19 protein-coding genes and 1 tRNA gene are annotated in these 16,208 nt (G+C 40.8%); 5 read left to right on the top strand and 15 right to left on the bottom strand.

What is annotated here, in order from left to right; genetic code table 11:
* Nucleotides 1–968, bottom strand: a 968-nt coding sequence (locus tag Q0L00_RS14690; RefSeq protein WP_297337640.1) for an ISL3 family transposase, incomplete at its 3' end; no start/stop codon positions are given.
* Between the two features lie 96 nt (nucleotides 969–1,064).
* On the opposite strand from Q0L00_RS14690, the gene Q0L00_RS14685 reads away from it, so the two are divergent.
* Nucleotides 1,065–1,790: an EcsC family protein gene (locus tag Q0L00_RS14685; protein ID WP_297337639.1), complete on the top strand. Its 726-nt coding sequence runs from the start codon at nucleotides 1,065–1,067 to the stop codon at nucleotides 1,788–1,790.
* Nucleotides 1,791–1,833: 43 nt separating this feature from the next.
* On the opposite strand, the gene Q0L00_RS14680 is transcribed toward Q0L00_RS14685, so the two are convergent.
* Nucleotides 1,834–1,909 (bottom strand) — tRNA-Gln (locus Q0L00_RS14680).
* A 308-nt stretch (nucleotides 1,910–2,217) separates the two neighbouring features.
* Here Q0L00_RS14680 and Q0L00_RS14675 point away from each other — a divergent pair.
* Nucleotides 2,218–2,469, top strand: coding sequence for a hypothetical protein (locus Q0L00_RS14675; RefSeq protein ID WP_297337638.1), 252 nt, complete (start codon nucleotides 2,218–2,220; stop codon nucleotides 2,467–2,469).
* A 51-nt stretch (nucleotides 2,470–2,520) separates the two neighbouring features.
* Here the strand turns inward: Q0L00_RS14675 and rplI are convergent, their stop codons facing one another.
* The 4 genes from rplI to Q0L00_RS14655 form a co-directional block, all read right to left on the bottom strand.
* Nucleotides 2,521–2,964 (bottom strand): 50S ribosomal protein L9, encoded by a 444-nt coding sequence (gene rplI, locus Q0L00_RS14670; protein ID WP_297337637.1) that lies wholly within the window; start codon nucleotides 2,962–2,964, stop codon nucleotides 2,521–2,523.
* A 39-nt stretch (nucleotides 2,965–3,003) separates the two neighbouring features.
* Entirely contained in the window at nucleotides 3,004–3,255 is a 252-nt protein-coding gene (rpsR, locus tag Q0L00_RS14665; protein ID WP_026955569.1) for a 30S ribosomal protein S18, read from the bottom strand.
* Nucleotides 3,252–3,623 (bottom strand): 30S ribosomal protein S6, encoded by a 372-nt coding sequence (gene rpsF, locus Q0L00_RS14660; RefSeq protein ID WP_092788237.1) that lies wholly within the window; start codon nucleotides 3,621–3,623, stop codon nucleotides 3,252–3,254. Before rpsF ends, rpsR begins: the two co-directional genes overlap by 4 nt.
* Nucleotides 3,624–3,793: 170 nt before the next feature.
* On the bottom strand, nucleotides 3,794–4,723 hold the full coding sequence (locus Q0L00_RS14655; protein WP_297337636.1) for a hypothetical protein: 930 nt from the start codon (nucleotides 4,721–4,723) through the stop codon (nucleotides 3,794–3,796).
* A 21-nt stretch (nucleotides 4,724–4,744) separates the two neighbouring features.
* Between Q0L00_RS14655 and Q0L00_RS14650 the strand changes: the two genes are divergently transcribed.
* Nucleotides 4,745–5,329 carry a methyltransferase gene (locus Q0L00_RS14650; RefSeq protein WP_297337635.1) on the top strand — a complete coding sequence of 195 codons (585 nt, stop codon included), beginning with the start codon at nucleotides 4,745–4,747 and terminating at the stop codon, nucleotides 5,327–5,329.
* Here the strand turns inward: Q0L00_RS14650 and Q0L00_RS14645 are convergent.
* Both Q0L00_RS14645 and apaG read right to left on the bottom strand, forming a co-directional pair.
* Nucleotides 5,323–6,102, bottom strand: coding sequence for a class I SAM-dependent methyltransferase (locus Q0L00_RS14645; RefSeq protein ID WP_297337634.1), 780 nt, complete (start codon nucleotides 6,100–6,102; stop codon nucleotides 5,323–5,325). The two genes, Q0L00_RS14650 and Q0L00_RS14645, sit on opposite strands and share 7 nt — an antisense overlap.
* A 2-nt stretch (nucleotides 6,103–6,104) precedes the next feature.
* Nucleotides 6,105–6,491, bottom strand: a complete 387-nt coding sequence (apaG, locus tag Q0L00_RS14640; protein ID WP_297337633.1) for a Co2+/Mg2+ efflux protein ApaG — start codon at nucleotides 6,489–6,491, stop codon at nucleotides 6,105–6,107.
* Nucleotides 6,492–6,552: 61 nt separating this feature from the next.
* Here apaG and ung point away from each other — a divergent pair, with 61 nt between their 5' ends.
* Nucleotides 6,553–7,215: a uracil-DNA glycosylase gene (gene ung, locus Q0L00_RS14635; RefSeq protein WP_297337632.1), complete on the top strand. Its 663-nt coding sequence runs from the start codon at nucleotides 6,553–6,555 to the stop codon at nucleotides 7,213–7,215.
* A 78-nt stretch (nucleotides 7,216–7,293) separates the two neighbouring features.
* Here the strand turns inward: ung and lepB are convergent, their stop codons facing one another.
* The 7 genes from lepB to Q0L00_RS14600 form a co-directional block, all read right to left on the bottom strand.
* Nucleotides 7,294–8,376: a signal peptidase I gene (lepB, locus tag Q0L00_RS14630; protein WP_297337631.1), complete on the bottom strand. Its 1,083-nt coding sequence runs from the start codon at nucleotides 8,374–8,376 to the stop codon at nucleotides 7,294–7,296.
* Between the two features lie 11 nt (nucleotides 8,377–8,387).
* On the bottom strand, nucleotides 8,388–9,110 hold the full coding sequence (gene dapB, locus Q0L00_RS14625; protein WP_297337630.1) for a 4-hydroxy-tetrahydrodipicolinate reductase: 723 nt from the start codon (nucleotides 9,108–9,110) through the stop codon (nucleotides 8,388–8,390).
* A gap of 2 nt (nucleotides 9,111–9,112) precedes the next feature.
* Nucleotides 9,113–9,715: a DUF5683 domain-containing protein gene (locus Q0L00_RS14620; RefSeq protein ID WP_297337629.1), complete on the bottom strand. Its 603-nt coding sequence runs from the start codon at nucleotides 9,713–9,715 to the stop codon at nucleotides 9,113–9,115.
* Between the two features lie 5 nt (nucleotides 9,716–9,720).
* Nucleotides 9,721–10,632 carry a ParB/RepB/Spo0J family partition protein gene (locus Q0L00_RS14615; protein WP_297337628.1) on the bottom strand — a complete coding sequence of 304 codons (912 nt, stop codon included), beginning with the start codon at nucleotides 10,630–10,632 and terminating at the stop codon, nucleotides 9,721–9,723.
* Nucleotides 10,633–10,634: 2 nt separating this feature from the next.
* Nucleotides 10,635–11,417, bottom strand: a complete 783-nt coding sequence (locus tag Q0L00_RS14610) for an AAA family ATPase (RefSeq protein ID WP_297337627.1) — start codon at nucleotides 11,415–11,417, stop codon at nucleotides 10,635–10,637.
* A 296-nt stretch (nucleotides 11,418–11,713) separates the two neighbouring features.
* A complete protein-coding gene (yidC, locus tag Q0L00_RS14605; protein WP_297337626.1) occupies nucleotides 11,714–13,513 on the bottom strand; it encodes a membrane protein insertase YidC in 1,800 nt (599 codons plus the stop codon).
* Between the two features lie 32 nt (nucleotides 13,514–13,545).
* On the bottom strand, nucleotides 13,546–15,165 hold the full coding sequence (locus Q0L00_RS14600; RefSeq protein ID WP_297337625.1) for a CTP synthase: 1,620 nt from the start codon (nucleotides 15,163–15,165) through the stop codon (nucleotides 13,546–13,548).
* A gap of 614 nt (nucleotides 15,166–15,779) precedes the next feature.
* On the opposite strand from Q0L00_RS14600, the gene Q0L00_RS14595 reads away from it, so the two are divergent.
* Complete coding sequence (locus Q0L00_RS14595) at nucleotides 15,780–16,181, top strand: hypothetical protein (RefSeq protein WP_297337624.1); 402 nt, start codon at nucleotides 15,780–15,782, stop codon at nucleotides 16,179–16,181.
* The last annotated feature ends 27 nt before the right edge of the window (nucleotides 16,182–16,208 follow it).

Below are 16,208 nucleotides of genomic sequence, written 5' to 3'. Positions count from 1 at the left end.
TTGAACAGTTGCCATGCTTGGACCTTTGATTTGTGAAACAGTTGTTTGAAATTTTCCCGTACCTGCCAGGCTTTGCTGACTTCATAACTGGCTCCGGCGATAGCCTCAAAATGGATTCGTTGTTTCTCGGTTAGGTTGTCAGGATTCTTCAGCAGCGCATACCTGCTATTCTTCAATTCGTGGTGCTGTTTGACCTCTCTTCTTCGGACTTTGTCGATGACCTCATTGAGGTATTTGACCAGGTGAAACCGGTCGTGTACAATCACAGCATTGCCCAACGACTCATTAGCGGTTTGGATGTAGGGTTTCCACATATCCATGCTGATTGCGTTTACCTGGCTTTGTTGATCCGGAGTCAAAGCTTTATCAAACAGTGCCTTGCAGGACTCCTTGGTTCGATGTTCTCCTACGTCGAGCACACAGCCAGATGTGGGGTGGCTGAGTACAGAGATATAGTGGTGGCCTTTCTTAAACGACTTCTCCTCAATGCTCAGATGCTCAAAAATGATCTGGGAATGGTTCCTTCTCTCCATCCCTGGTTGGGCACTCAGGTGTAAAATCCGCTTAACCACGTTAAATCCACAGCGCATGAGTTCAGCTGTTTTTGTTTGATTTTTACTGGCTTTCAAAAGGTCTATCACCGCGTGTTCAAACAAAAAAGTATGCCGCTCATACCCCGAGGCCCAGTTGGGCTGAACTGTCTTAATCTTACCGGTGGATGTCTTAATTCTGGGAAGACGACTCTTGATAAAAGTCTTGTATTGCATGGTATCTAGATGCCTCCAAGAGCGTTCCGGGGCAAAGTCATAAACCTTACAAAGTTCATGGGTATCACTATCATTAAGTTCATCCAAAAGACATACTACATGAATGTAAATCTCAGCCTTGCTTAGGTCAGTATCAATTGATTCGACTGCCCAACCGTCTTCAAGGTCGAGAAGCTTGGTGAAGAAATTCTCTGTGAACATTTTTTTTCCTCAAGTTAGCATTTTCATTAAATTCGTGGTAGAACCAATTCTTTTAAGTTTCTGTAAATAGAGTGCACCTTCTTAACATTTGATTCAATGGACTCTTACTTACATTACGCCCATGCAGAACTCAACTCTTGGCTTTTTAAAATGAAAAGACCGCCCTCCTTAGGCAGTCGATTGACCAGTGGTGTCCAACGAAAAATCAATCAGATTATTCCAGACAAGGTGCACCGGGTGATCACTTCGGCGATCGAAAATATGGTAAAAGCAGTGATTACCGGTTCGTCCTGGATTGTACCTAAAGCTTCTTCCCAACTTTCGCTCAAAGAACGGGAAATGAAGGTGCGTACTCGGATTAAATGGTATCGAAATTCTGCCTCGGCCGAAGGAGCTATTACTGGAGCTGGGGGAATTCTAATGGGTTTTGCTGACTTCCCCGCCTTTTTGGCAATTAAGATGAAAATGCTCTTTGATATCGCTGCCCTGTATGGCTACGATACTAAAAATTATCAAGAGCGGTTGTTTTTACTCTTCGTTTTTCAGTTGAGTTTTTCCTCTCAAAAGCGAAGAAATGAGTTGATCGGACGGATTGAAGATTGGGATTCCTACCGAGCGCAATTGCCCAAGACTTTTGATGAGTTTGACTGGCGGACGTTTCAGCTCGATTACAGGGATTACATTGATCTGGCAAAGCTCGCTCAGTTGATTCCCATCATCGGAGCGCCAGTGGGGGCAATAGCCAATTATAAACTGAGTGAACAGCTGGGAACTACTGCGATGAATTGTTATCGACTTCGAATGATGGAGTCAAAAGATTGAAAAATGAATTTAAAATAAAAAAACCTCCCGATAGGGGAGGTTTTGGTTGGTCCACCAGGGCTCGAACCTGGACTCTTCTGAACCAAAATCAGACGTGTTGCCAGTTACACCATGGACCAGTTTGACTTCAGAATCTTTCCTGATTCCTTTAAAGTGTCACAAAGGTAGAATCCTGCTTTATTTTTTCCAAATCACAGCCGAAAGTTTTTGGAGAATATTCCAAAGATGCTGAATTTCAGCATCAAATTTTCAAATGAAATAAAAGGAGATCGCTTTTGTTCCCAAAATAAATGAACAAAAATACCTTTTCGGAATCGATTGAAAATTATGATTTTATTAATTTTTCATTTTCAATATTGATAATATTGAAATATTTAACGTGCTTTGTTTCAGATATTAATAAAACACAGGTTAAAAATTAACGATTATGCAAGTAGAGAAAATGGAGAAGACCGTTATCGAAGCGGTTCAAAAATTGGAGAAACTCAAGTTGGGAGATTCGTTAGCCGCAGAGCTATCTTGGTGTTGGTTTAGCTACAAAAACGACCAAAATCCAGAGGGTTTGGTTGAGAAAAGCGAAAAAGCTTTGGCGCTATTTAAAGAAGTAAGAGAAAAGAACAGCCGGGCAGTCTCCAAGAAACTGGTGGATGATCTTGAAAAGGTCTTGGTACTCAACTAAAAAAAACAGCTCGTCTTTCGGCGAGCTGTTTCTGTATCATTTGGGTTTAGCTTATTCAGCTACAACCACGAAATTTACGTGAGTTTTCACTTCTCTGTGAAGATCCACTTCGGCTTGGAATTCACCGGCACCATCTACAGGAGTGTTAATGGCAATCTTTTTCCGGTCGATTTCAAAACCTTTGGCCGCTAAGGCATCAGAAATCTGAAGGGTAGTCACCTTACCAAAGATTTTACCGGATTCACCGATTTTAGCTTTGATTTCCAAGGTGGTGCTTTTTAATTTTTCAGCGATATTTTCCGCTTCAGTTTTGATTTTCTCAGCTTTATGAGCTGCTTGCTTGATATTCTCGGCAAGAACTTTTTTGTTGGAGCTGGTAGCCAGTACCGCAAAGCCTTGAGGAATGAGGTAGTTTCGGCCATATCCTGGCTTTACATCTACCAAATCATTTTTATAGCCAAGACCTTTGATGTCTGTTTTTAATATAATTTCCATTTGTAATGATCTTTATTGGTTGGACGATACAAGACCGAATTATTTCAAACCATCGGTTACGAATGGCAACAACGCCAAATGTCTTGCTTTTTTAACAGCCTGGGCTACTTTGCGCTGATACTTCGCGGAGTTTCCAGTCAGTCTTCGAGGAAGGATTTTTCCTTGCTCATTGACAAATTTCAACAAGAAGTTTGGATCCTTGTAGTCAATGTACTTGATGCCGTGCTTCTTGAATCGGCAATACTTTTTCTTGATTTCGCCTCTGTTGATGGGCTCGTTGAATAATGTCATTGGGCTTGCTCCTCCTTAGCTTCAGATTTTTTGTTAAACTCTCCTTTTCTTCTTCTTTCGGCATAAACAATGGCATGCTTGTCCAAAACAGTCGTCAAGAATCGCATTACTTTCTCGTCTCGTCTGAATTCGATTTCAAACTTTCGGATGATCGTCGGATCAGCCTTGTACTCGACCAAAACATAGAACCCGGTTGTCTTCTTGTCGATGGTGTATGCCATCTTCTTGAGACCCCAATTTTCCACATTGATCACATCTGCCCCCAGCTCTTTTAACAAGTTCACAAACTTGTCGACAGTATCCTTCATCTGAACATCAGATAAAACGGGAGTTAAAATGAATACCGTCTCGTAATTTCTTTGGAACATTTTTTAATGTGTTTAAGGAATTTTGAATAAACAGACCGCAAAAGTAGGGTAAAATATGCTGTAATCCAAATGTTTCTGGAGATCAAATTCATGGGAAGAGAGGGGGATTGAACAGCAAAAAAAAGCCTTTCTAAAATTTAGAAAGGCGGTATACTGGGTGCTTTAATTCCTTATTTTACACTGAATACCTGTGATCCCACTTGATAGTCATCTACGAAAATTCTGACTTCATGATCTCCTGAAGCATAATCTGAACCTTTTTCATAAAAGAACGTGAGCGTTTCTCCACTGTTGTCAAAGATAATGTCCTGTTTTACGGTATAAAAAAGTTCAGTTCCCTCAAGCATAAACGTTCCGGAGCCCTTTGCTACATCAAAGATAGGCTGTTCATTGGGAGCCAAAATCTGCACGTAAACATTGCGAGGTCCTCGCTCGGCAACTTGGTTATCTGCTAAATTAAAGCTGATTTTAATCCGTTCGATTTGTCGGTTTTTAAAATCTTTGGTTGTTTCCACCCGCTCCCTTCCTCTGGAGTTAATTGCGGCGATGGTAATATTTTCAGCTTTTAATTTGGAGGCTACATCGACTTTAGACTGGAGGTTTTCCCGTTCAATATTCAATTCAGCGACTTCTTCCTCGATTTGTGCTTGGGTGGATTTGAGGTCTTGATTTTCAGCGTAAAGTTGCTGGTTCATAGCCCTCAACTCGAGGATTTCTTGATCTTTCTGTTCCAAAAGCCCATCGTAGCTACTAATTTTCTGATTGAGTGCTGCAATTTCTGCTGCTGATCGTTGCCGGGAGCTGTTCCGCTCTGCGATCAACTGATCTCTCACTTCCTCAAGCGCTTGGATATCCCCTCCCAATTGTTCGATTTCTTGGATTCTCAAATTTAATTGGTAAGTGACTGAATCGAGTCGTTGATTCAATTCATTATTTTCACTGGAAAGGAGAAGAATTTCCTCTGTCTTTTTGGTACGGTCCACATAATCGGTGTACAGCTTGATTCCACTGATGATGACCAATAAAACCAGAACAATGATTAGAATGTTCTTACCTTGTTCTTTCTTTTGACCGAGGTCATTTTCAAAATTATTGTCCATGATTTGTAGAAATAGGGCTATATGATCAATTTAAATGAAAACTATTGGACGGATCGCTATCGTAATGGCTATACCGGTTGGGATATCGGACACGCTTCTCCTCCCCTAAAGCAATATTTAGACCAAATTGGAGATCGAAATTGCAGTATTCTAATTCCTGGGGCAGGTAATGGATATGAGGCTGCTGAGGGATTTCATATGGGATTTTCAAATATTCACTTATTGGATATTTCTAGGATACCCCTTCAGCGCTTCAGCGAAAAGTTCCCTGACTTTCCGCAGGAGCAAATTTACCACGAGGATTTTTTCCAGCATCAAGGGAAATACGACCTGATTTTGGAGCAAACCTTCTTTTGTGCACTCGACCCAAGCGTGAGAGTAGAGTATTGTGAAAAAATGAAGGAATTGCTCAAACCAAATGGGAAATTAGTAGGGGTCCTTTTTGGGATTGAATTTGAACGATCGGGGCCACCTTTTGGAGGGAAAATAGCCGATTATCAAGTGTTATTTGAGCAGTATTTTGAAATCAAGAAGCTGGAGCCCTGCTACAATTCTATTCCTCCTAGAATGGGATCAGAAGTTTTTATCCATTTGGTCAATCAATAGTCTAGAATTAAATGCTGCTTGGTCCCAGAGAAGTCAAAAATTAAGATCCCGCATTCGTAAAAATCCAAAGAAATTTTTACCCGGGGATGGGACTGGATTTCCTTCCAAGCGCGGTTCATTTCTTTAGACCAGTGGATATCACCAATAGCTACAATAGATGATTCTTTTGTATAAGGAAGAATAGACTGAAAGGCCCTGGTTGTGGCTTGGTAGGTGTGGTTGGCGTCGATTAAGACAAAGTCAAGAGAGTTAACCTGCTTTAAGATTTCAGACAGCCTGTCCTCAATAGGTCCAAGAATGAATTTAACATGAGCTTGATCAAAATCCTGGCGAGCTAATTTTTGAATCTCCGATGAACCTTCGAAGGAATAAAGATTTCCTTTGGTGACTCGACTGAGATACCGGGTGCTGATTCCCAGGCAAGTGCCCAGTTCTAAAACGGTTTGGGCCGGAGTATGAGTGCAAAAATATTGGTAAAGTTGAGCAAATTTTCGGCTACTTGTTGAATATTTTGTGATGTCACAGACTTTTCGAAACTCTTTTCCCGCTTTTTTGGATCCCGCTCCCATATCTTCTACGAAAAGAATTCGCTTGTCATGTAAAAGTTTTCTCCGAAATTCTTCAATGTCGAGGTCCTGATCGTGTTGATTTTTTCGAAATTCAAATAAGCCTTTGATCAGCCCATATAAATATGGCCCTTGAATGCTGTAACAGTCTTCTTTTACTAGCCAGTGAAAAAGATAGGATTTTATGGAGAAAGTGGTGTTTCCCAAGTTCAATTCTGAAAAATAGACGCAATCATCTGGAACTCTGGAACGATCACTTCAAACTTCTTACCGTCAAAAAGTTTTTCCATCAAATAAGTCCCTTTCATTTTTCCAAGTCCAGATTTCAAGTTGCAACCTGAAACATAGGTATGAGATTCTCCAGGTTCCAAGACTGGTTGCTGTCCAACAACCCCGTCACCTTCGACCAATTTGAGGTTTTCAGCAGCATCGGAAATGTGCCATTTTCGACGAAGTAGCTGAACAGTTTGTTGGCTTTTGTTTTCTATCGTTACCTTGTAGGTGAAAACATAATGGTGCTGTAGCGGGCTGGAAAATTCCGCTTGATAGGTGACTTCCACACTGACTTGTATACCCTCGGTAACTGCTACTACCATATGATTGTATTAAAAGTTTGTAAAGATAAGACGAAGTCTTTGAAAATCAACCTAATTCTTTATGAATGTAAAAATTGAACCTTCGTGGAATTCAACCTTACGAGACGTTTTCGAACAGGATTATTTCAAAAACCTGGTAACGTTTGTAAAAGACGAATATGCAAATACAAAGGTTTTTCCTCCTGGAAAAGAAATCTTTAACGCCTTTGCCCATTGTCCTTTTGAACGGGTTAAAGTAGTGATTTTAGGACAGGACCCTTATCATGGCGATGGGCAGGCGCATGGATTATCATTCTCGGTCAGACCCGGAGTGCCTTTTCCCCCTAGTTTGCTCAATATTTTCAAAGAAATCAAAGCTGATATAGGAAGAGATATGCCTCCAAATGGAGATTTGACCCGGTGGGCAGATCAAGGCGTTTTTTTGCTCAATGCAACACTTACCGTTCGCGCACATCAGGCAGGTTCCCATCAAAAAAAGGGATGGGAAGAATTTACCGATCAGGTTATCCAAAGGATTTCAGATCAAAAGGAGTCGGTGGTGTTTTTACTTTGGGGGGCTTATGCGCAAAAAAAAGGATTGCTTATCGATCAGCAGAAGCATATGATTTTGAAAGCGCCTCATCCTAGTCCCCTCTCGGCTCATCGGGGTTTTTTGGGTTGTAGACATTTTTCCAAGACTAATGCTTATCTCAAATCCAAAGGTCTTTCTCCAATTGATTGGTGATTTTTCTTTTGGATTGAAATCAAAAAAAAGCTCCTTTGTTTTTAAAGGAGCTTTTTGGAGGCTGCTGCTGTCTTGGGTTTACTCGATTCCTTTGAAGAATCTATTCCATCGGATTTTATTAAACATGGTTTCGTATTTGTCCAAGGAAAGCCATAAGAACCATGCTTTCCCTACTACATGATCCTCAGGTACAAAACCCCAGTACCTGGAGTCCAACGAATCGTGTCTATTATCTCCCATCATGAAATAATAGTTCTGCTTGAAGGTGTAATGGTCCACTTGTTGACCATCAATAAATAAGGCTCCCTCTCTAACCTCGACTTGATCATGGCCTTCGTATTTTTCTATGGTGAAGGAATATTTGATCACATTCTCCTCATTCATTTCTACGCTCATTCCCTCTCCGGGAATCATTAGAGGACCGTAGTTGTCCCGGTTCCAATTATTCCATCCATACTCTCCAACAGCGGGAAAAATATTTTTCTCTGAATCCCCTTTCGGCATGACTCTTTTGGTGATCGATACCACCACGGGAGAGGATTTGAGTTGCTCAATTACTTGGTCGGTGGCCCACACTAAATAACCTGCTCCATTTGAAAAGGGTACGTAAGATCCCTGATCAATACCATAATCTTTAAAAAAATCATTGTTTAAAGGGCGATTAGAGATCAAATCGTAAGAGTATTGCATTTCTTCAGGAATGAGTCCGGGTTCATTATTGATCATCAATACTCCATCTCGGATTTCCAATACATCGCCAGGAATAGCCACTGCTCGTTTGATGTAATTGGTTTTGAGATCATTGGGGTACTGAAACTCCACGGGGTAATTGAAAACGACCACGTCATTTCGCTCAATATCCGAAAAGCCTGGAAGACGCAAGTAGGGAAGCTGAATGGCTTCAGAATAAGAGGGGATATCCGTTCCCCAGATTTTTTGATGCGTTAAAGGAACTTGTAAAATCGTCTTAGGTACTCGGGTACCGTAATGCATTTTACTGACGAAAAGAAAATCTCCTACCAAAAGTGATTTTTCCATCGAGGCAGTAGGAATGGTAAACGGTTCCAAAAGCAACCATCGGATCAAACTAGCTGCTACTACTGCAAAGACCAAAGCATCGATCCATTCTCGAACTGCTGATTTTTTCTTTTTTGTACTCATAAGTTGAAATTTCAGAAAGATAGAAAATCATCCATAGAAAACACCCCTTTTCTGTCTTTTAGCCATTCGGCTACCAATACCGCGCCAAGGGCAAATCCCTGTCGGGAATGGGCGGTATGTTTGATCTCAATGTCGTCGATTGGAGACTGATATCGGATAATATGGGTTCCGGGTGCGGGGTCAATTCGCTTGGAAGTAATGGGTAAGGTTTGTTCGGAATCGGATGGGGCATCGGACAGCTTCCATTGCTGATAGGACTGGTGATTTTGAATGATTCCTTCAGCTAGGGTAATGGCGGTGCCTGATGGAGCATCTTTTTTGGAAGTGTGATGGATTTCTTCCATACTGACTCGATAGCCTGGTGTTTCATTCATTAGCTTGGCCAGAAACTGATTCACTTTGAAAAATATATTTACCCCGATGCTGAAGTTAGAAGCATAAAAGAAGGCTCCGTTTTTCTCTTTAGCCAATTTTTCAATTCTGGGCTTTTCAGAAAGCCATCCTGTGGTGCCTGAAACTACGGGAACTCCTTTTTCAAAACACCATTCGAAATTTTCCACCGCAGCCTCCGGTTGACTAAACTCAATGGCTACGTCAATCTTTTCTGGGTTCAACTCATTGAGTTCAAACCGATTTTCAATGCTAATTTTTCCGACGAGTTGATGGCCTCGGGATTCGGCTATCTCGCCAATCAATTGTCCCATTTTGCCATAGCCAAGTAATAGAATATTCATAGTTAAAATTTCAATTTTAAAGAAAGCCCCACTTGTTGGGTTTGGGCCATTATCATTTCATGTTTGGGCTCGATGACCAAAGCCAAGTCATCGGAAATATCAAATCCGGATAAGTGTGCATCCACATTGGCATCGATGAGGTTGAGTCCATAGATCACCGCAAGAAGCAAAATGGTCAGATCCCGATTTCTTCGCCAATAATCCACATTTCTAACTAAAGCCTCCCGGTTCAGATTAGGGAAAATGGTGGGTTCATCATTATCGGCAGCCCTTAGCGCATCTCTGAAAACCTGATAGCGTCGATTATTAAATTGGATAAAATAAATGTCAGTCATAAACCCAGCATAAATGATGGGGACTTTCCAGGCTTTGCCGTTGTATACTTGCCCGGCACCAGGTAAAATTGCTGAAAGTAGAGTCGCTTTTTTCGGGTTTTTAGGAAGGTATTGGATCGAATCAGGATTTGATTCTTCCAAAGTGTTATGTTCTTCGACTTCCTGTGAAAGGCCAGTGAGCGGAGTGATAAGCATGCCAAAAAGCAAAAGTCCCAGGAGAATCCATGGGGCTTTGAACAAGTTGCAATATCGTCGTTCGGGTTGTTTCACCTAATTCAAATGATATCCAAAATTTCCAAAATCCGGTTCAGATCCGAAGTTGAAGTGAATGGAATTTTAATTTCGCCTTTATTTTTATCATTGGCTTGAAGAGCCACCTTAGTTCCAAAATGAGAGGCCAAACGTTGCTGAATTTTAGTTAGCTCATATTTTCTCACTGGATCAAGATTGGGCTTTTCTTCTTTTGGTCCTTTTGCTTCGTTTAATGCCTTGACCAAAGCCTCTACTTTTCTAACGCTGAGCTCTTCCTCTACAGCTTTTTTGAAGATGGCTAACTGTTTATCGACATCTTCGATATTAATCAATGCCCGAGCATGCCCCATGGATAATCGTTGATCACGGATAGCAGCTTGAATGCTTGGGGGAAGTTTTAACAGGCGCAGGTAATTGTTTACCGTAGTCCGATTTTTACCCACTCGATCTCCTAATTCTTCTTGTTTGAGATCACACTCAGCTAAAAGCCGCTGATAGGAATGGGCAATTTCCAGCGCATTTAGATTTTCTCGCTGGATATTTTCGATCAGTGCCATTTCCAGCATTTGCTGGTCATTGGCAGTACGGATATAGGCTGGAATTTTTTCTAATCCTGCCAATTTGGAGGCTTGAAATCTTCGCTCACCGGAGATGAGCTGATACTCGTTTTGGTCCAATCGACGCACTGTGATGGGTTGAATAATTCCCTGCACGCGAATGGATTCGGCGAGTTCCTCAAGGGCCTCTTTGTCAAAATGGGTCCTAGGTTGAAATGGATTGACTTGAATTTCTCCCAATTGAATTTCAAAAATCCCCGTTTTGACCACTTCTGGTAAAATTTCCTCAGATTTGTTTTTGGCTGGACTGTCTTCCAGTAACGCCCCGAGTCCTCGGCCTAGCGCTGTTTTTTTTCGATTGGATTTCTGATCAGCCATAGTTAACTAGTCACTTTTTGGAGGCCATTCTTTAATGCGATTTCGCTGGCCAGATTTAAATATGCCACCGCTCCTTTTCCGTCCGCATCAAAAGCAATAGCAGGCATACCAAAGCTTGGAGCTTCACTAAGTCGGACATTTCTGGGAATAATGGTTTCGAAAACCATGTTTTTAAAATGAAGTCGGACTTCCTCTACCACTTGATTGGATAGTCTCAGTCGAACATCGTACATGGTGAGTAGAATCCCCTCAATCTCTAAATCAGGATTGAGACGGGTTTGAATAATTTTGATTGTATTGAGCAATTTCCCGAGTCCTTCCAGTGCGAAATATTCACATTGAACTGGAATGATGACTGAATTTGCTGCCGTTAATGCATTGATGGTAATCAAGCCTAGGGAAGGGGAGCAGTCGATAATGATGAAATCATATTCCTCCCGTAATGGAGCTATGACCTCCTTCATTTTTTCCTCCCTGTTTTCCATATTGATCATCTCCACCTCAGCACCTACCAGGTCTATGTGAGAGGGGACAAGGTCTAGATTTTCGATTTCGGTTTTTAGGACAATGTCTTTTACTTCATTCCCATCTACCATGCATTCGTAAATACTGGTGCTGATCGATTTGGGGTTCTGTCCGAGACCAGAAGTCGTATTCGCTTGTGGATCTGCGTCGATAACCAGCGTTTTGTATTCCAGGATAGCTAAACTCGCCGCTAAATTCATAGCCGAGGTCGTTTTCCCAACTCCACCTTTTTGATTAGCTATGGCAATGACTTTTCCCATGGTTCGGTTTAAAATTTGATCTCAATATTAAGCAAAATCCATTCTTTATCGGTTCTGTTTTTGGCTTTTTTTCAGAATAGCTTCCAGATACAGCATATCAAAAGCTACGGGAACTTTTGAATAAACGATAGCCAATCGAATGAATGACTACAAAACCAAAAAAAAAGAAGCTTCAGCATAACGAAATTTGTCACCTAAAATTTTGATAAACTTTAACAGTTTGATGTCAACCCTGAGGGTTGAGTCTGTTGACTAGGCCAAAAAAAGTCGGGGTTGATTTTACCCCGACTTGCTGATTATTTCTTTTTATTGGCCTCGGCTGCTTTCATTGCATCTTCGAGTCGCTGTTGAAATTTAGACTTTTTCTTGGTTGCGTTTTTGACTTTGTTTTCCTCTACTTTTTTACGGATTTTTTCATCATCCACAAAAAGTTTAATCAAAGCTTGCTGTCCAAAGGTGACCACATTGGAAACAAAGTAATAGAAACTCAATCCCGCAGGATAGGAGTTTAGGATAAACATAAACATTACCGGCATAATATAGCCTAGATTTTTCATCGGCCCAGCCGCAGTAGTTAGCTGATTATTGAAATGTGTGTAAACGATCTGGGATATGGTCATCAGCAAAGTAAACAAACTGACGTGAGAGCCATAAAAGGGGATGGTAAAGGGCAGTTTAATAAACTCATCATAGGTGGAGAGATCCTTAGCCCAAAGGAAGGATTCTTGTCTCAGTTCGATCGCATTGGGAAAGAAAAAGAACATGGCAAACAAAAACGGCATCTGAAGCAAAAGGGGCAAACAGCCAGAAATCGGACTCACCCCTAACTTGGAGAAGAGCTTCATTTGCTCTTGCTGCATTTTTGTCGGATCGTCTCCGTATTGCTCTTTGAGTTCGTCTATTTCTGGCTTGATGACCCTCATCTTGGCCATTCCAATGTAAGATTTGTAGGTCAAAGGGAATAAAGCCAGTTTGATCAGGAATACAATCAAGATGATGATTACCCCATAATTATTGAAGAATTTCTCCAAAAATTCAAAGAGATTTACAATGATGTATTTATTTACCCAGCTGACAAAAAAGTAGCCCATGTCTACATTCTCCTCAAATCCTTCGGTTACATTTTTTAGAACTTTGTACTTATCCGGACCGAAATAGTGACTATAGGCCAGTTCCCCGTTTTCCATGGGAATAGCCAGGCTAGTCTGCATATTTCGAACAAATGAGCTATCCGAAGGAGTACTTTGGGAAATACTTACATTTCTGAATTCCTGCTCGGTAATAATCGCTGCAGTAAAAAAACGCTGACTAAAACCAATCCATTTGACCGGAGCTTCGATATTCTCAGATTCCGAATCATCTCCTACGCCTAGATTGTCAAAGGCTCCCTCACTAGTATAATAATTTAGTTGCGTTTGTCGACGGGATTCTGCCAAGTCACGTTCATGAGCACGAATTTGATCTTCCCAATTAAAAGTGACTTCACTTCCTGTGAAAATAGTTTGAAAGCCTTCTATTTTGAGCGTTCGGTGGACTTCATAACTGTCTTCGGCAAGACTGAATGTCTGGGTAATCGATCCGCTTTCTGTGCTTGCCTGTAGCGTAAGGTTAGAGACCTTTTTTCCCTCTTCACTTTCCGAGGAGGTGGCTTTGGCTTTGAAATAGAGGTCTTTTAAGTGGATAGGTTCTTGGGTACCGGGGAGAATCAAATTCATTCCGGAAGTTTCCTGGTCAAATAGAACCAAAGGTCCTCCATCCCGGCTTTTGTATGCTTTGAGAATGACTTCTTCAATTAGCCCACCCTGGTTTGATATGGCAATTTCAATCTGTTCGTTTTCGAGGGTAAACAGCTCCTCTTCTCCAAGAGTCAGTGGGGCTAAAGCACCATATTTAGCCACTCGATCTGCATCGAGTGTACTGTCATTTTGAGCAATAGGTTCAGTGGGAGCTACTGGCTGCAGGGTTTCTCCTGCGGTTGTTTCAGTGGTGGTTTCCGTCTCTACTGGAGGGATTTCAGGAGTACTCGCAAAAAAAATGGAGTAGACCAGAATAACCGCGGCAAAGAGGATCAGACCTGTCGCTTGATTTTTGTCCATAGGTAATAGATATGCCCGATATTGGGTTGGTTTTACTTTACTATCTTATTGTCAATGGCCGCTTGGATAAATTTTTTAAAGAGCGGCTGTGGATTGAGAACGGTACTTTTGTACTCGGGATGAAACTGAACCCCTACAAACCAAGGATGGTTCTTGATTTCAATAATTTCTACCAGATTTGTTTCTGGATTTTTTCCAGAAGCTACCATACCTGCGCTTTCCATTTCGCTGATATAATGGTTGTTGAATTCATAGCGATGCCGATGTCTTTCCTGAATTTTCGATTTTCCATAGGCCGAATAGGCTTTCGAAGCTCGTTTCAGTTCGCAAGAATACGAACCCAAACGCATAGTGCCACCCATTTGGTCGATATTCTTTTGTTCTTCCATCAGGGCTATCACCGGATGTGGGGTATGCGGATCCATTTCTGTACTATTTGCATCTTTGAGATGGAGGACATTTCGTGCAAATTCAATGACTGCTACTTGCATGCCCAAGCAGATCCCGAAAAATGGGACCTTATTTTCACGCGCATAGCGAACGGTTTCGATTTTTCCTTCAAAACCACGCTCCCCAAACCCTGGAGCAACTAAGATTCCGTCCAAATCTTCCAATTTTGACTCGTAATTGTCCGCATTGATTTCTTCTGAGGAAATCAATTTTAAATTTACCTGACATTCGATCGCGGCCCCTGCATGGGTAAATGCCTCAATTATGGATTTGTAAGAATCCGGTAAGGAAACGTATTTTCCAATTAACCCAATATTTACCTCTTGTGTGGGGTTTTTAAGTTTACCCAAAAAATCTTTCCAGTTTTCAAGATCGGTATTTTGTTTGGAGGAAAGTTTCAATTTACTCATTACTCGCTCATCGAGCTTTTCTTTTTTCATCAGAAGAGGCACATCGTAAATTGTTTCTGCGTCCATGGCTTCGATGACTGAATTGAGTTGAACATTGCAGAAAAGTGCTAATTTTTTCTTTACATCAGCAGGTAGGTGATGCTCGGTTCGACATACAAGAATATCGGGTTGAATTCCTGCTTCCAAGAGTTGTTTGACCGAGTGTTGGGTAGGTTTTGTTTTGAGCTCTTTTGCCGCTTTGAGATAAGGGATAAGGGTTAAATGAATAACCAAGAAATTATTTTGTCCTAAATCCCATCTGGCCTGTCTTACTGCCTCGATAAAAGGAAGTGATTCGATGTCTCCGACACAGCCTCCGATTTCAGTAATGACCACATCAAATTTTCCATCTTCTCCTAATTTATAAAAGTTGCACTTGATTTCATCTGTGATGTGAGGAATGACTTGTACTGTTTTGCCCAAGTACTCCCCTTTTCGCTCTTTGGTGATCACATTATTGTAGATCCTTCCGGTGGTAATATTATTGTCCTGGGAAGTGGTCACGTTGAGAAATCGCTCGTAATGTCCAAGGTCTAGATCGGTTTCAGCACCATCGTCAGTGACGTAACATTCCCCATGCTCATAAGGATTGAGGGTGCCGGGGTCGATATTGAGGTAGGGATCAAATTTCTGAATGGTCACGGAAAAACCCCTCGCTTGCAAAAGTTTGCCTAGAGATGCGGCGATGATACCCTTTCCGAGTGAGGAGGTAACTCCGCCGGTGATGAAGATGTATTTGGTGGATGAAGCCATAAGAATGGTGCAGGGATGAGATTTGAATGAATTCTTATGGGGCTCAAAATTAGGGAAATTATCCGATTCCTTTGATTAATTTTTTGATCATTTGGAAATTTAGACGTGAATTTAGTTTTATAGCATTCGTTTTTTGGAAATTGATTCATCAGCTTTTTTCTTTATTTTATCTATTCATTTTTTGTTTTTTAACGGTTAGATGGAAGCTTGCCCCAAGAAACAATGTCCGCTTTGTTTGACGTTCTAAGTCATCCTTGATTTTAGGGTCAATTTGATTTACTTTGTTTAAAGATTATTGTTTTGATACTAAGAATCTAAAAGGGCTGTTCTATTCAAAACAAACACTTCTTTTTTGTCCTTGGAATTGAATATGTGTCTATGCCTACTAAGGATGAATAAACATACTCCAATACGTGAATTGAAATAGAAAATGACTGGCTTTTTCAAAATGAATAATGGTAAAAATCAAATCGAGTAAAGACTCTTTTAACCATTCTTAAATAGAAAAGTTACTAGTAATCAATTTTATTGATTTTTCGGATAAAGTAGTAAAGAAATAAAAATTAAATATATATCTTGCAGTGGTTTTTTATCAAAGACATAATTTATAAATCATGAGAGAACTAATTAAAGAAGCAATTGCCGATCTGAAAAAGAATGAAGGCTTTATTTATGTAACTTCTGAAGGCAAAAGAATTGACCTTCATGAAGCTGCCACTCGAGGTATTCCTGTTACACCGGTTAATCCAAAGGATGATGTAATCAAGAAATTGGAATCTGCTGGATTGTATGTGACTGATGGTCGTTTTATGAATGATTTTAATGAATTGATCGGATTGATTAACGGGAGTTCAACCGGAAAAACGTCTAAAAGAAGAACTTTTTCGGATGCTGAAAAATCTAAAATCTTAGAAGAATGGAAGAAAGTAGAAGCTGCAGGTAAAAAGTCTAAAGCAGCCTTTTCACGTGAAATTGGCGTAGGGTATCAGACTTTTATTAATTGGCTAAGAGGATAAACAATGGTTATTGATAAATACAAAAGG

The organism is Algoriphagus sp., from assembly GCF_024305035.1.
GTDB lineage: Bacteria > Bacteroidota > Bacteroidia > Cytophagales > Cyclobacteriaceae > Algoriphagus.
The sequence above is the reverse complement of the archived record's forward strand: the minus strand, read 5'-3'. Positions and strand labels throughout refer to the sequence as shown.